Raw genomic sequence first — 13,737 nt, forward strand, 5'->3', positions numbered from 1 at the left:
CGGCACTGGACAGGGATCGCTCCGTCTGGCTATCCGCCCGCAAATGCCAGTCATTGCCACCGTCATGAATTCGACCACCGGCCAGCCGATCCAGAAGATGCGCTTCGGCCGCATGCCCAAGCCCTGGGCCTCGTTCACTCTCGAAAACGGCGAACTGGTCGCGATCGACCGCGTCGATATCGGCAAGCCGGCGCCGGGCAAGGTGGTGGTGCCGGTCTCCGTCTGGGTCACCCCGAAGAAATAGGCGGGCGCCGCGCCGCCCAGGCGAAGCCGGCCACATAGAGATAGGCAAGGGCAGGCACCGCAAAGGCCCAGCCCAGCCCGGCCGTGTCGGCGACGCCGCCGGCGATCAGGGGCAGCGCCGCGCCAGGGCCGACCGCGAGGACGAGCAGTCCCGAAGTCGCCGCAGCGGGCGCTCGGGAGCGTTCGAGCGTGAGCGCGAAGATGGTCGGGAACATGATCGAATTGCAGAGCCCCACCGCGAGCAGGCACCACGCGCCCGATCGTCCGGGCAGCGCCAGCGACGCGAGGCAGAGCGCGGCGGCGGCGAGCCCGGCCAGCAAGAGCAGCCGCGGGGCCGGCACGAAGCGCAGCAGCCAGCTGCCGACGAAGCGCCCCACCAGCGCGCCGCCCCAATAGAGATTGGCGACCCAGGCACCCGCCACGTCGAGCGGCAGGCCGAGGGTATGGGCCTGGGAGAGATAGAGGATCAGCGTGCTGCCGATCGTCACTTCGGCGCCGACATACAGGGCGATGCCGAGCGCGCCGCGCAACGCCCAGCGCGAGCGCAGCGCGGCGAACGCGCCGCCGGCGGCGGGCGGCTCCGGCATCGCGGCGGCGGCGATCGCGCGGCGTGCGGCAATGGCCAGCACGGCGAGGCCGGCGACCAGCAGCGCCATCACCAGATAGGCCTGCATCATCGCCGCGATGCCCGCGCTGCGCTCTGCCGCGGAGCGGATCGGCTCGGGCGAGTGGAACACCGCGCCCGCCAGCACGAAGCGCGCGCCGAAATGCACGCCGCAGACCACGCCGAGCGCGTTGAACGAATGGGCGAGGGTGAGCCGGTAATGGCTGCGCTCGGGCGGGCCCAACGCGGCGGCGAGCGGATTGGCGGCAACCTGGAGAAGGGTCACGCCGCTCGCCAGCACGAAGATCGCGGCGAGCACCACTGCGAAATCGGGCAGCCGGCCCATGCCCTGCATCGTCAGGCATCCGCCCGCCATCACGGCGAGCCCGGCCAATATCGTCCGCATCGCGCCGAACCGGGCGAGCATCGCCGCGGCGGGGAGCGACAGCAGGAAGAAGGCGACGAACGAAGCGATCTGGGTGAGCAGCGCCTCGGTATAGCCCAATCCGAACACCCGCCGCGCCGCCGCGATCAGCGGATCGTTGTTCGCGCAGACGAAGCCCCAGCCGAAGAACAGCGCCGTCACGCTTGCAAAGGCGAAGCGCGTCGGGGCGGCGGATGCGCTCAACGCGGCTTTCGCCAGCGGAAGGTCGCGGCGCCGTGCGAGGCGAGGCGATAGGTGAAGCGGCGCCCCTCGGCCGTCACGTCGACGTCCCTCGCGGCGGCGGCGGCATTGAATGCGATCAGCACCCGGGTGCCGTCGGGATTGGCATAGGCGACCGTCTCGATCCCGTCCGGCGTGCTGGTCGCGTCGATCCGCCAGGCGCCGGGGCGGACGAAGCGCGAGGCCTGGCCCAGCGCATAATATTCGGGATTGCGGGTGATCGCGCCGGTCTTGCTGTCGATCGTCACCACGCCGCGGCAATCACCGCAGCCGCCGAGATGGGGGCCGTGATTCTCGTCGAGCGCCAGGTTCCACATCAGGACGCCGCGCGCCCAGTTGCGCGGGGCGCCCATCACCAGCGTGCGCAGCGTCCAGCTCCAGCTGTCCGCCCAGGGCCCCGACCAGTTGCCGCCCGAGCATTCGGTGAAGAACACGTCCTTGTCCGGAAAGGCGTCGCGCACCCTGGTCTGGGCCGAGACGTCGCCGCCATAGCAATGCCAGGCCACGCCCGCGACATGGCGGCTGGCGGCGGGATCGGCGAGGACGCCGAGCGGATGCTCGGGCTTGTCCCAATTATGATCCCAGTCGAGGATCTTCGTTCCCAGCCCCATCCGCGCGAATTCGGGGCCGACATGGTCGCCGATGATCCGGGCGCGCTGCGCGGCGGAAAGGCGCATGCCGGGATAGTTTTCCGGCTCGAAATCGGGTTCGTTCTGGATGCTCAGATAGTCGATCGGGCCGATCTCGGCGGCGAAGGCCTGGACGGTCTTGCCGAGATAGCGGGCGAAGGGGGCATAGGCGCGTTCGTTCAGCGTGCCCTTCACCAGCGAATCGGTCGACTTCATCCAGCCCGGCGCGCTCCAGGGCGAGATCATCACCGCCAGCCGCGGATTGATCGCGCGCGCGGCGCGGGCGGTGGGGAGCACGTCCTGCTTGGCGGGCGCGATCGAGAAATGCGCGAGGTCCGGATCGGCCCCGCCCTTCGCCACGTCGTCATAGCTATAGTGCGAGCGCGAGAAGTCCGAGGCGCCGATGGTCAGGCGGGTGAAGGCAAAGCCCAGGCCCTCGCTGCCGAACAGCTCGCGGAGCAGAGCGCCGCGCTGCCGGGGATCGAGCCGGTGCTGGATCAGCCAGGCCGAGGCATCGGTGATCGCCGCGCCGAAGCCGACCATCCGCTGCTGGCGCTTGCCCGGATCGACCGTGATCGCGGCGCCGGCACCGCGCCGGAGCGGGAGCGAAGGCTGTTTCGCCAGCAGTGCCGATTTGTCGGGCAAGGTGAGCCAGACCTCCACCTGCGGTCCGGAGGCGGGAACGGGCGCCGCGGCCGTGGCGGCCAGCAGGGCGAGGGCGGGCAGGATGCGCATCATGTCTCTCCTCATCGCAGGATCGGGAAGCTCGTGGGGATGGGCGGCAGGGCGTGCCCTGGCGCATCGACGCGGAGGGGCGGGTTGTTAGGGTGTATCGACATAAGTATTTGATATTTATGGAAATTAGTCTTCCACTTCGTCATCCCCGCGCAGGCGGGGATCCAGGGTGGCGCAGGATGTCGAAGCCATTGTGCGAACGCCCTCCTGAGAGCGCCGGTCTTGGCCGCGCGCGCTCCGCCCTTGGCCCTGGATCCCCGCCTGGGCGGGGATGACGGTTGAAGGGATATGGGCTCTTGACCTAGGCTCGTCAGGTCATGAACCCCATTCGCCTCTGGCACGACGTCACGCCCGCCAGGTTCCAGGAGATCCGCGCGGCCGGCGAGCCCGCGGTGATGAAGGGGCTCGCCGCCGACTGGCCGTTCGTGCGCGCTGCGGACGCCGCCGCCTATCTGCGCGCGATGGCCTTGCCCGGCACGGTGCAGTACATGCGCGCGCCGCCCGAGATCGAGGGGCGCATGCATTATGGCGCGACGATCGGCTCGCGCAATTTCACGCGCGAGGAAGCGCCGTTCGCGGCCTTTCTCGACCGGCTGGCCGAGCAGTCGGAAGCGGATCGGCCCGAGGCGCTGGCGCTGCAAGGCTTGCCCGCGCCGCAGCTGATGCCCGGCTTCGCCGAAGCCAATCCGATGGCGCTCGTTCCCGGCGTCTCGCCGCGCCTGTGGATCGGCAACGCGGCCAAGGTGGCGATCCATCACGATCCGACCGAGAATATCGCCGTGGTCGGCGCCGGCCGCCGCCGCTTCACGCTGTTCGCGCCCGAGCAGGTGGGCAATCTCTACATGGGGCCGTTCGACCCGACGCCCGCCGGCGTGCAGGTGAGCATGGTCCATCTGACCGCGCCCGATCACGCGCGCTATCCGCGCTTCGCGGCGGCGATGGCGGCGGCCCTGGTCGCCGAGCTCGATCCGGGCGACGCGATCTACATCCCCTATCAATGGTATCACCATGTCGAGGCGCTCGACCGCTTCAACGTGCTGGTGAACTATTGGTGGGATCCGGTGCCCGACGCTTCGCCCTGGGAAGCGATGATGCACGGATTCGTGAGCCTCAGGAGCTTGCCGCCCGACCAGCGCCGCGCCTGGCGGGCGATGTTCGATCGCTATGTCTTCCTGGTGGACGGCGACCCCGGTGCCCACCTGCCGCCCGAGGCGCGCGGGGTGTTCGGGGCCACATCGCCCCAGGCGATCGCGCAGATGCGCGCGATGCTCTTCGACGGCCTGCGCAAGCGGCTGCGGCGCTGAGGGCATGTCGATCCTTTCCCGGAGGTCGGGAGGGGTGCGGGCTAGGCAGCACATGTCTTGGCCACGAACTCGGCATGGTCCGGCATCAGGCCCACGCAGCGGGCGATCACGCGCTGGATGTTGCCTAGATACTCCTCGACCTGCGCTTCGGGCTTGATGTCGACCAGCGGGTCGTAGCCGCGCGGGATCACGCCCTGGCCGAGGAACACCTGGATCCAGCTTTCCTCGGTGAACAGCTCGTCGTCCTCGCGGAAGATGCGGCCGTTCGCGGCGAACAGGTCGATCTTGCGCTGGAGCGTGTCGGGCACTTCCATGTCGCGGCACTGGCGCCAGAAGGCCGTGTCGTCGCGGCTGGTCGCCTTGTAGTGGAGGATGATGAAGTCGCGGATCCGCGCATATTCGAAATCGGTCTGGCGATTGAACTCGGCGATCGTCGCGGGATCGAAGCCGCGATCGGGCAGCAGCCGGACGAGGCGGATGATCGTGGACTGGATCAGGTGGATGCTGGTCGATTCGAGCGGCTCGAGAAAGCCCGAGGCGAGGCCGACCGCGACGCAGTTCCGGTTCCAGATCTGCCGGCGCTTGCCAGTGGCGAAGCGCAGCTTGTTGGTGTCCGCGAGCTGGGCGCCGTCGAGATTGGCGAGCAGCTGGGCCTCGGCCTCCTCGTCGGAGATGTGCGCGCTCGAATAGACATGGCCGTTGCCGGTGCGATGCTGGAGCGGGATGCGCCATTGCCAGCCGGCGGTGCGCGCGGTGGCGCGGGTATAGGGGGTGAAGGGTTCGGTCCGCGCGCAGGGCACGGCGATCGCGCGGTCGCACGGCAGCCAGTGCGTCCAGTTCTCGTACCCGGTCTTCATCGCCTGCTCGATGATCAGGCCGCGAAAGCCCGAGCAGTCGATGAACAGGTCGGCGGCGATCGTCTCGCCGTCCGCCATGGTCACCGATTCCACGAAGCCGTCGTCGCCGCGCAGCGTGACGTCGGCCACCTTGCCCTCGCGCCGCGTGACGCCGTGCGCCTCGGCATAGCCGCGCAGATATCGGGCATAGAGCCCGGCATCGAACTGGAAGGCATGGGCGATATGGCCGATCGGGCTCTCGGCCATTTTGGGATCGGCGCGCATGAACTTGTTGGCGCGCGCGGCCGCGCTGTTGATCGAATAGGCGGAGAAGTCCGCGGCGCGGCCCATGGCGCGCATCTTCAGCCAATATTGGTGGCAGCGCAGCCAGCCCAGGTCCTGGCCGATCACGCCGAAGGAATGGAAATAGGCGTCGCCCCTGTGCGCCCAGTCGACGAACTCGATGCCCAGCTTGAAGCTGCCCTGGGTGCGGCGGACGAAGTCGTTCTCGTCGAGTTCGAGCAGCTCGTTGTATTTCTTGATCGCCGGGATGGTGGCTTCGCCGACGCCGACCGTGCCGATCTCCTCGCTCTCGATCAGCGTGATCTCGTACAGCCCCTGGAACAGCTTGCCGAGCAGCGCGGCAGTCATCCAGCCCGCCGTGCCGCCGCCCACGATCAGGATGCGCTTGATCTGCTGCATGGTGCGCCCGTCCATCCCCTCTTCTCGTAACCCCGGCCTTGCATCTGCGGCCCCAAGCTTGCCTCCCGGCGGACCCCGGAACAAGTCCGGGCGCCGGGTGGTCAGCAGGCCGTTGGCACCGCCGGCTCCGGCAGCGGCCCGGTGCGGCCCGGCTTCGCATAGCTGAGCCCATAGCCGCGGGCGAACTGGACGATGCTCGCCGCATCCTCGCCGGTCGAGCAGGCCGAGCCCGGCCAGGCGAAGGAAAGGCGGCCGGCGAAGTCGTGGCGCCCGCCGACCAGCAGGTCGGCCAGGCCCTCGCCCTCGGTGCCCGGCAGGAAGGCGGCGACGAACGCGTCGGACAGGTTGATGAGGTCGTTGGCATAGGCCGGGCGCCCCGAATAGAGCACCGAGACCACCGGCACCCCCTTGCCCGAGACGCGCTGGAGCACCGTCAGGTCGGCGGGGTGGAGCGCGCTGTGCGCCGCCGGCTTCGGTGCGCGGACGTCGCCATTATACTCGGCATAGGGCGTCTCGCCGATCACCGCGACCACGGCGTCGAACTTGCCGGGATCGACGTCCCTGGCGTCTTCCGAGAAGGTGACGTTCGCGGCGCCGAGCGCGTTGCGCAGCGCCGCCAGCAATGTGGTGCCGCCCTTGAAATCGGCATTCCTGTTCTCGGTGCCCTGCCAGGTGAGCGACCAGCCGCCGGTCTGGTTGGACAGGCTGTCCGCGCTGGCGCCCACCACCAGCACGCGCTTGCCCGCCGCCAGCGGCAGCGCGCCCTGGTTCTTGAGCAGCACCACCGACTTGCGCACCGCTTCGCGGCCGAGCTCGCGCGCGGCGAGCGCATCGGCCTTGCCGGCAAAGGCGCCGGCGTTCGGGTTGCGATCGAACAGCCCGGCGCGCAGCTTGACCCGCAGGATGCGAGTCACCGCATCGTCGATCCGCGCCATGGCGATGCGGCCCTCGCGCACGTCCGCCGCGGTGTTGGCGATGAACGCCTTCCAGTCGTCGGGCACCATGATCATGTCGATCCCGGCATTGACCGCCTGGGGGCAGTGATCCTTGGTGCAGCCCGGCACCTGCTGGATGCCGTTCCAGTCGGAGACGATCAGCCCGTCAAAGCCCAGCCGGGCCTTGAGCACGTCGGTCAGCAGTTCGCGGCTGCCGTGCATCTTGCCGTAATCCTTGCCGGCGGCGGTGTCGTTCCAGCTGCTGTACGAGACCATCACCGTCTGTACCCCTGCGTCGAGCGCGGGATAATAGCCGGCGCCGTGCACCTGGATCATATGGGTGCGGGCGGTGCGGTTCTCGCCCTGGTCGATGCCGTCGAAGGTGCCGCCGTCGCCCAGGAAATGCTTGGCGGTGGCGATCACGTCGCCGTCGCCGGTCAGGCCGCCCTGCAGCCCGTGCACCATCGCGCGCGAATAGGATGCGACGATCGCCGGATCGCTCGAATAGCTCTCATAGGTGCGGCCCCAGCGGCGGTTCTTGCCCACCGCCAGCGTGGGTGCGAACACCCAGGAGATGCCGGTGGCGCGCACCTGGCGGGCGGTGGCGCGGCCGATCCGCTCGACCAGCGCGGGATCGTGCGCGGCGCCCAGGCCGATATTGTGCGGGAACAGCGTCGCCCCCGCGACATTGCCGTGGCCGTGCACTGCGTCGGTGCCCCAGATCACCGGCACCCGCACCGCCATGTCGGTGGCCATCGAGGCGCGGTAATAGGCGTCGGACAGCGCGGTCCAGTCGGTGACGGCGGCATCCTTCCGCATCCCGGGCCAGGCGCCGCCGCCGTTGAGGACCGATCCGATATAGTGACGGCGCACCTCGTCCGGCGTGATCGAGCGGATGTCCGCCTGGGTCATCTGGCCGATCTTCTGCTCGAGCGTCATGCCGCGCACGATGTCCGCGATCCGCGCCTCCATTGCCGCGTCGGGCGCGGTGGGGGAGCGGAGCGCCGGCCAGTCCTGGCCGTGCCAGAGCAGGTCGCCGCCCGGCGCGGTGCCGGCGCAGCCCGCCAGCAGGGGAAGGATCAGCCAGAGCCCGGATCGCAGAGCTTTCATCGCGTTACTCGTTCACTTGGGGCCGCGCGCGGGCCGCGGGGAAAGAAAAGGGGAGGTGCCGGCCATGACCGTGCACCTCCCCTCGAACACCCGGCGGGTCGACCCGGGGGGAGGAAATCAGAAGCGGTAGTTGAACCCGAGCAGGAACTGCCGGCCGTATTTCTCATAGGTCTCGGGCAGCGGCGTGCCGTCGGTGGTGTGCGTGCCGCCCGTGTCCAGCCCCAGCCGCGTGCGATAGGGCGAGTCGGTCAGGTTGCTGACCTGGAGCAGCACGCCGAGGCCCTTGAGCGCCGAATTGTCCGGGAAGGTATAGCCGATCTGGGCGTCGAGCTGCCGGTCCGCGAGGATCTCGGTATAGCCGCGATTGGTGAACAGCTGCACCGTCTCGCCCTTGAAGGCCGAGCGGAAGCGATAGCTGGCCCGTGCCTGGAAGCCCCATTTCTCGAAATAGCCGGTGACGTTGTAGACGGTGCCGGACAGGCCCGGGATGCGCACCACGTCGTTGTTGTCCGTCGGGTTGAGATCGGATTCGGTGTAGGAATAGCTGCCGGTGAACCCGAAGCCGTCCAGCGCCGGAATGATGCGCCCGATCTCGATCGCCCCGCTGACTTCGATGCCCTTCAGATTGCCGCCCGGCCCGTTGGCCGGCATCGTCACCTGCCCGATCGAGCTGATGTTGACGTTGGACGGGATCTGGTTGGTCGGGATCGGCAGACCCTGGAAGTCGATCGCGAAGTTGCGGTTGTAGATATAGTTGTCGAGCCATTTGTAGAAGCCGGCGACGCTGATGTAGGTCGCCTTGCCGATGTACCATTCATAGGCGACGTCCAGCGCCTTGGCCCGCCAGGGCTGGAGTTTCGGGTTGCCGCCGGTCGCCGACCAGGGATTGACCGTGCTGCCCGGCGCGCAGGGCGGGCTGCCGCCGCACGGATTGACGTTGAAGCTCGGCGTGAAGTTGGCGCGCATATCGTCCATGCGCGGGCGCGCCAGCACCTTGGACGCGGCCAGGCGGATGCGGTGGCCGCCGCCCAGGTCGTAGATCAGGTTCGCGCTGGGCAGCACGTCGGTATAGTGCATCGTCTCGAAGACCTGCGACAGCGCGATCGGAGTCAGCGTCTGGTTGATCCGCAGGCCCGACGAGGACTGGAACTGCTCCACCACCTGCACGCCGACATTGCCGCGCAGCCGGCCCCATTCGATGTTCGCCTTCGCCTTCCAGCTGATGACGTCTTCCTTGATCTTCCACGTCTTGTCGAAGTGGTTGGCGTCCTCCAGCGGGGTCTTGTTGTAATAGGTGTCGAGCGCCGCGGGCACGTTCCAGGCGATCACGTTGCCGAAGCCGACAAAGTCGAGCGAAGTCGGGTCGAGCAGATATTGCGAGCCGACCGGCACCTGCGCGCGCCCGTTCTTCAGGTTGAGATCGAGTTCGTCGACGGTCTTGTGCTTGTTGCGCTGCGTGTAGTTCACGCCGATCTCGATGTTACGGAGGAACCCGCCGATCTCCCGGCTCAGCATGAAGTCGACGGCGCCCAGCTCTTCCTTGACGTGCGGCGACTTCATCAGGCCGTCATGGCCCCAGCCGCCCCAGGGAGCGCGATCGCCGAGCGAGACCTGGCTGGCATTCGCATAGTCCAGGCCGAAGCCATAATGCGGGAAGGCGCCGTCGATCGGGAACGAGAAGTCGTAATTGTCCATGGTGCGGGTCTGGAACGGGCCCGCGCCATAGCCGCCATAGGTCTCGATATAGGTCTCGTCGCGCTTGTTGGTCGAATAGCTCAGGTCGGCGACGAAGCGCGTGCGCTCGTCGAGCTGGAACTCGTTGTTGAGCCCTGCCGAGAACAGCTCGTCCTTGCGCTCGTTATAGTCGTTGCGCAGGATCGGAACGGCATTGGTGACGTGCCCGGAGGTGCCGATCGCCGAGCCGCCCAGCTGGGTGGTGCCGATATTGGAGAAGGTCGCATTGTCCGCCCAGCCGTTCGAGAACCACTGTGCGCCGCGGATCACTTCCTTCTGCTTGAAGCGCGAATAATAGACGTCGAGCACGCTGTGGACGCTGTCGCTCGGCTTCCATTCGAGCGTGCCCATCACGCCGTCGCGCTGGTTGCGGCGGCTGGTCGCCCAGGCTTCCTGCCCGTTGAGCTGCAGCGCGTTGTCGGCGGAATCGGGCGTGACGGTGTTGGGGCTGCACGGGTTGGTGGGCGTCGGCTGGCAGATGTTGCCAAAGGCTTCGTAGCCATAGGCCTTGTAGTGATCGACATGGCTGGGCGAATCGAGATGCGCATAGCCGAGCGACCAGCCGAGCGTGCCGGCGGCATTCTGGTCGATATAGCTGAGCGTGCCGCGCCAGCCCCATTTGGAGATGTCGGCGTTGCGGCCGCCATCCGCGTCGAGCTCGCCGCGAAGGTTCATCGCGATCGCGCGCTTGCCATAGGCGAGCGGGCGCACCGTGCGCAGGTCCGCACTGCCCGACAGGCCCATGCCGGCGATGGCGGCGTCCGGCGTCTTGTACACGACGACGCTCGACAGCAGCTCGGCCGGATACTGGTCGAACTCGACGGCGCGGTTGTCGCCCGAGCTGGCCTGTTGGCGCCCGTTGAGCAGCGTGGTGGTGAAGTCCGGCGCGAGGCCGCGGATCGAGATCACCTGGGCGCGGCCGTTGACCCGCTGGGCGGCGAGGCCGGGCAGGCGGGCGATCGATTCGGCGATGGAGACGTCGGGCAGCTTGCCGATGTCCTCGGCCGATACCGCTTCGACGATCGAGGCCTGGTCGCGCTTGATGTTGATCGAATTCTGCAGGCCGGCGCGCAGGCCGGTCACAACGATCGTGCTCTCCTCCGCCGGCACTTGGTCCTGCCCGGCCCGTGTGGCGCCGTCCTGCGCCCAGGCCTGGGCTGGCAACGTTGTCGCCAGAGCCAGCGTCGAAATCGTGAGCCCGAGATTGCTCTTGGCGCGCTTCATAGCGCGCGCATGCGGACGCTCCGCCATTGCCTCTTCCCCTCTCATAGCAAGCGGCCGTTATCGACCGTCTCTGTCCCCATTGGGCGCCCCGTGAAAACTGGAAGCGCTTCCAATTGGTATCATCGCGTCGCGCGAAATTGTCAACGCGTTACAGAAAACGCTTACGAACCGGCTTGTTGCGGCGCGTTCAACCGCGCGGCGGCGCGACGGATTCGCGCAGGACGAGGTGGTGATCGATCGCGTCGAAGCCCGGCGTGCCGGTGCCCTGGCCGCGCAGCAAGGTCTCGACCAGGCGCTCCACCGCGCGCGCCGCGATGCGGCGAATCGGCTGGTGGATGGTGGTGAGCGGCGGCCAGATATAGGCGGCGACCGGCGCATCGTCGAAGCCGACCACCGATAGGTCCCCGGGCATGGCCAGGTGCATGCGGTGCGCGGCGAACATCGCGCCGACCGCCATGTCGTCATTGGCGCAGACGATCGCGGTGGGGCGGTCGGGGCCGGCCAGCAGCGCCTCGGCCAGTTCCACGCCGGAGCGGAAGCTGAAGTCGCCGCGCAATGCCGTCACCGCGCCTTCGTCGAGCCCCGCTTCGGCGAGCGCGCGCAGGAAGCCGGCGAAGCGCGTCTCCGCGGCGAGATGGCCCTCGATCCCCAGCATGTAGCCGAAGCGGCGATGGCCGGCGGCCACGACGTGATGGGCGATCTCATAGCCCGCCGCCGCCTCGTCGAACCCGACGCCGGGCAGCAGCGCGCGTACTTCCTCGCTGGGCGAGATGCAGACCACCGGGCAGCCCTGGGCGATCAGCCGGCGGGCGAGTTCGACATCGGCGGAGAGCGGCGGCGACAGGATCAGCCCGGTGCTGCGGCCCGAGGCGAACAGCTCGATCAGCCGGTCGTCGCGATTGTCGTCCTCGATATGGATGTTGAAGGTCGAAAGCTCGAACCCGGCCGCCGCGGCCGCGCGCAACGCGCCCAGCTCGATCGCGGCGAAATAATAGGAATTGGGCGGCGCGTCGCGCGCATTGCAGTTGATCAGGGTAAGCGTGTTGCTCGCCCGGCTGGCGAGGTTGCGCGCCTGCGGATTGACTCGATAGTCGAGCGCCTCGACCGCGCGCATCACCCGGTCGCGCATCCTGTCGCTCACATGCGCCTGGTCGTTGAGCGCCCGCGACACCGTGGCCCGGCCGACACCGGCGAGCGCCGCGACGTCGTCGATCGTCGGCGGCCGTCCGTTCCGGCCGGCTTCCGTGCCGCTGGCGCCCGATATCGGCGGTGATTTGGAAAGGGATGACATTTCTAGAAGGGAATGGGTGGCACAGGCGCTGGCGAAGCGGCAACCCAAAATGCGCGCCGTCCGGCTAGGGAATCGGCAGCGCCGTCGTCGCCTTCACTTGCGAAAGCGCGACGGTGGAGTTGATCTCCTGCACGCCGGGCAGCTTGGAGAGCCTGGTGAAGAAGAAACGCTCATAGGCCTCGATATCGGCGGCGACGATGCGCAGCATGAAGTCGAACACGCCCATCAGCACATAGGCTTCCAGCACCTCCGGAAAGGAGCGGATCGCCGCGGCGAACTCGTCGAGATTGGCGCGGCCATGCGCGTTCAGCTTGATCTGCGCGAAGATGTGCGCGTTGAGCCCGATCTTCTGCCGGTCGACCAGCGCGACGCGCCGGGTGATGACGCCTTCCTTCTCCAGCCGGTCGACGCGGCGCCAGCAGGGCGAGCTCGACAGGCCGACCATCTCGCCGAGCCTAGCGGTGGGCATCGACGCATCTTCCTGGAGCACCTGCAGGATCCTGCGTTCGAACGGATCGAGTTCGATAGGCAAATCTGTTCTCCAAATGCGCATATTTGGGTGAAATCTTGCTGATAATGCAGCATAGGCGGCAAAGAAGGCAACATTATCCTGCGAGTCCATGGAAGAGTTGTCTCCGGATTTCAGGAGCGCTTTCATGGTCGATACCCCGCAAGTTACCGCCACCCCGCCGGAGAGCGTGCATGTGCTGCGCGACGCCGAGAGCGGGCTGGACGGGGTGATCGTGCTCCACTCCACGCGCCGCGGCCCCGCGGCGGGCGGGTGCCGGCTGTGGCGCTATGGCGACCATGCCGCGCTGGTCGGCGACGCGATGCGGCTGGCCGAGGGCATGACCTTCAAGAATGCGATGGCCGACCTGCCGCTGGGCGGCGGCAAGGCGGTGCTCAACCTGCCCGATGGGGAATTCGACCGGTACAGGCTGTTCGCCGCGTTCGGCCGGGCAGTGGCACGGCTCGATGGGGATTACGTGACGGCCGAGGATGTCGGCACCTGCGTTGCGGACATGGAAGCGGTGCGCGGCCAGACCCGCCATGTCGCCGGCCTGCCGCCGCGCGGTGGCAGGCCCGGCGGCGATCCTTCGCCCTGGACCGCGCGCGGCGTGTTCCTGGCGATGGAGGAGGCGGCGCGGCGCCAGCTGGGCAGCGAATTGCGCGGGCTGCGCGTCGCGGTGCAGGGCCTCGGTCATGTCGGCTCGGCGCTGTGCGGCATGCTCCATGAAGCGGGCGCCCGGCTGGTCGTAGCCGAGCCGCGGCCCGGCATCGCCGCGGATATCGCCTGCCGCTACGATGCGGAGATCATGGGGCGCGACAGCATCCTCGATGCCCGCTGCGCCATCTTCGCACCTTGCGCGCTGGGCGGCGTGATCGACGAAGCGGCGGTCCGCCGGCTGCGTGCGCATGTCGTCTGCGGCGCCGCGAACAATGTGCTCGCCACGCCCGAGGATGGCGACCGGCTCGCCGATCGCGGCATCCTCTATGCGCCCGACTATGTCGTGAACGCCGGCGGAATCATCAGTGTCGCCGGGGAATATCTCGGCTGGAGTGCCGATGAAGTGGCGGCGCGCGTCCATGCGACCGGCTTGCGGCTCGGCGCGGTGCTGGCCCATGCCGGGCGCGAGGGACTGGCGCCGCACCGTGCCGCCGATGCGCTGGCCCGCGCGCGGATCGTCGCGGTATCGGCGGCGCCGGTGCGCGAGGCCGCCTGAGT

At 68.3% G+C, this 13,737-nt stretch carries 10 protein-coding genes; 3 read left to right on the forward strand and 7 right to left on the reverse strand.

Going from position 1 to position 13,737, the window contains the following annotated elements:
* Nucleotides 1–43: 43 nt before the first annotated feature.
* The gene (locus FHR20_RS19940; RefSeq protein ID WP_167301361.1) at nt 44–244 is read left to right on the forward strand and encodes a hypothetical protein; all 201 of its coding nucleotides are present in this window, start codon (nt 44–46) and stop codon (nt 242–244) included.
* Here FHR20_RS19940 and FHR20_RS19945 read toward each other — a convergent pair.
* Both FHR20_RS19945 and FHR20_RS19950 read right to left on the reverse strand, forming a co-directional pair.
* The gene (locus tag FHR20_RS19945) at nt 228–1,475 is read right to left on the reverse strand and encodes an MFS transporter (RefSeq protein ID WP_167301362.1); all 1,248 of its coding nucleotides are present in this window, start codon (nt 1,473–1,475) and stop codon (nt 228–230) included. The two genes, FHR20_RS19940 and FHR20_RS19945, sit on opposite strands and share 17 nt — an antisense overlap.
* A complete protein-coding gene (locus FHR20_RS19950) occupies nt 1,472–2,875 on the reverse strand; it encodes a glycoside hydrolase family 30 protein (protein WP_167301363.1) in 1,404 nt (467 codons plus the stop codon). The genes FHR20_RS19945 and FHR20_RS19950 overlap by 4 nt, the downstream gene beginning before the upstream one ends.
* Nucleotides 2,876–3,192: 317 nt before the next feature.
* On the opposite strand from FHR20_RS19950, the gene FHR20_RS19955 reads away from it, so the two are divergent.
* Nucleotides 3,193–4,179 carry a cupin-like domain-containing protein gene (locus FHR20_RS19955; RefSeq protein WP_167301364.1) on the forward strand — a complete coding sequence of 329 codons (987 nt, stop codon included), beginning with the start codon at nt 3,193–3,195 and terminating at the stop codon, nt 4,177–4,179.
* A 41-nt stretch (nt 4,180–4,220) separates the two neighbouring features.
* Here FHR20_RS19955 and FHR20_RS19960 read toward each other — a convergent pair whose 3' ends face one another.
* The 5 genes from FHR20_RS19960 to FHR20_RS19980 form a co-directional block, all read right to left on the reverse strand.
* The gene (locus tag FHR20_RS19960; RefSeq protein WP_243857675.1) at nt 4,221–5,732 is read right to left on the reverse strand and encodes a tryptophan halogenase family protein; all 1,512 of its coding nucleotides are present in this window, start codon (nt 5,730–5,732) and stop codon (nt 4,221–4,223) included.
* A gap of 86 nt (nt 5,733–5,818) precedes the next feature.
* Nucleotides 5,819–7,762 carry a glycoside hydrolase family 3 protein gene (locus FHR20_RS19965; protein WP_167301365.1) on the reverse strand — a complete coding sequence of 648 codons (1,944 nt, stop codon included), beginning with the start codon at nt 7,760–7,762 and terminating at the stop codon, nt 5,819–5,821.
* 117 nt (nt 7,763–7,879) lie between these two features.
* Nucleotides 7,880–10,720, reverse strand: coding sequence for a TonB-dependent receptor (locus FHR20_RS19970; protein WP_167301439.1), 2,841 nt, complete (start codon nt 10,718–10,720; stop codon nt 7,880–7,882).
* A 187-nt stretch (nt 10,721–10,907) separates the two neighbouring features.
* Nucleotides 10,908–12,011: a LacI family DNA-binding transcriptional regulator gene (locus tag FHR20_RS19975; RefSeq protein WP_167301366.1), complete on the reverse strand. Its 1,104-nt coding sequence runs from the start codon at nt 12,009–12,011 to the stop codon at nt 10,908–10,910.
* Between the two features lie 64 nt (nt 12,012–12,075).
* The gene (locus FHR20_RS19980; protein ID WP_167301367.1) at nt 12,076–12,564 is read right to left on the reverse strand and encodes an Lrp/AsnC family transcriptional regulator; all 489 of its coding nucleotides are present in this window, start codon (nt 12,562–12,564) and stop codon (nt 12,076–12,078) included.
* A gap of 103 nt (nt 12,565–12,667) precedes the next feature.
* On the opposite strand from FHR20_RS19980, the gene FHR20_RS19985 reads away from it, so the two are divergent.
* Nucleotides 12,668–13,735, forward strand: coding sequence for a Glu/Leu/Phe/Val family dehydrogenase (locus tag FHR20_RS19985; RefSeq protein ID WP_167301368.1), 1,068 nt, complete (start codon nt 12,668–12,670; stop codon nt 13,733–13,735).
* The last annotated feature ends 2 nt before the right edge of the window (nt 13,736–13,737 follow it).

Source organism: Sphingomonas leidyi, from assembly GCF_011761945.1.
Lineage (GTDB): Bacteria > Pseudomonadota > Alphaproteobacteria > Sphingomonadales > Sphingomonadaceae > Sphingomonas > Sphingomonas leidyi.

Excerpts from the sequence above, each read along its gene's own strand:
- FHR20_RS19960 (WP_243857675.1), bottom strand. The coding sequence starts at position 5,732 with ATGGACGGGCGCACCATGCAGCAGATCAAGCGCATCCTGATCGTGGGC.
- FHR20_RS19970 (WP_167301439.1), bottom strand. The coding sequence starts at position 10,720 with ATGAAGCGCGCCAAGAGCAATCTCGGGCTCACGATTTCGACGCTGGCT.
- FHR20_RS19980 (WP_167301367.1), bottom strand. The coding sequence starts at position 12,564 with ATGCGCATTTGGAGAACAGATTTGCCTATCGAACTCGATCCGTTCGAA.
- FHR20_RS19985 (WP_167301368.1), top strand. The coding sequence starts at position 12,668 with ATGGTCGATACCCCGCAAGTTACCGCCACCCCGCCGGAGAGCGTGCAT.
- FHR20_RS19940 (WP_167301361.1), top strand. The coding sequence starts at position 44 with ATGCCAGTCATTGCCACCGTCATGAATTCGACCACCGGCCAGCCGATC.
- FHR20_RS19965 (WP_167301365.1), bottom strand. The coding sequence starts at position 7,762 with ATGAAAGCTCTGCGATCCGGGCTCTGGCTGATCCTTCCCCTGCTGGCG.
- FHR20_RS19955 (WP_167301364.1), top strand. The coding sequence starts at position 3,193 with ATGAACCCCATTCGCCTCTGGCACGACGTCACGCCCGCCAGGTTCCAG.
- FHR20_RS19950 (WP_167301363.1), bottom strand. The coding sequence starts at position 2,875 with ATGCGCATCCTGCCCGCCCTCGCCCTGCTGGCCGCCACGGCCGCGGCG.
- FHR20_RS19975 (WP_167301366.1), bottom strand. The coding sequence starts at position 12,011 with ATGTCATCCCTTTCCAAATCACCGCCGATATCGGGCGCCAGCGGCACG.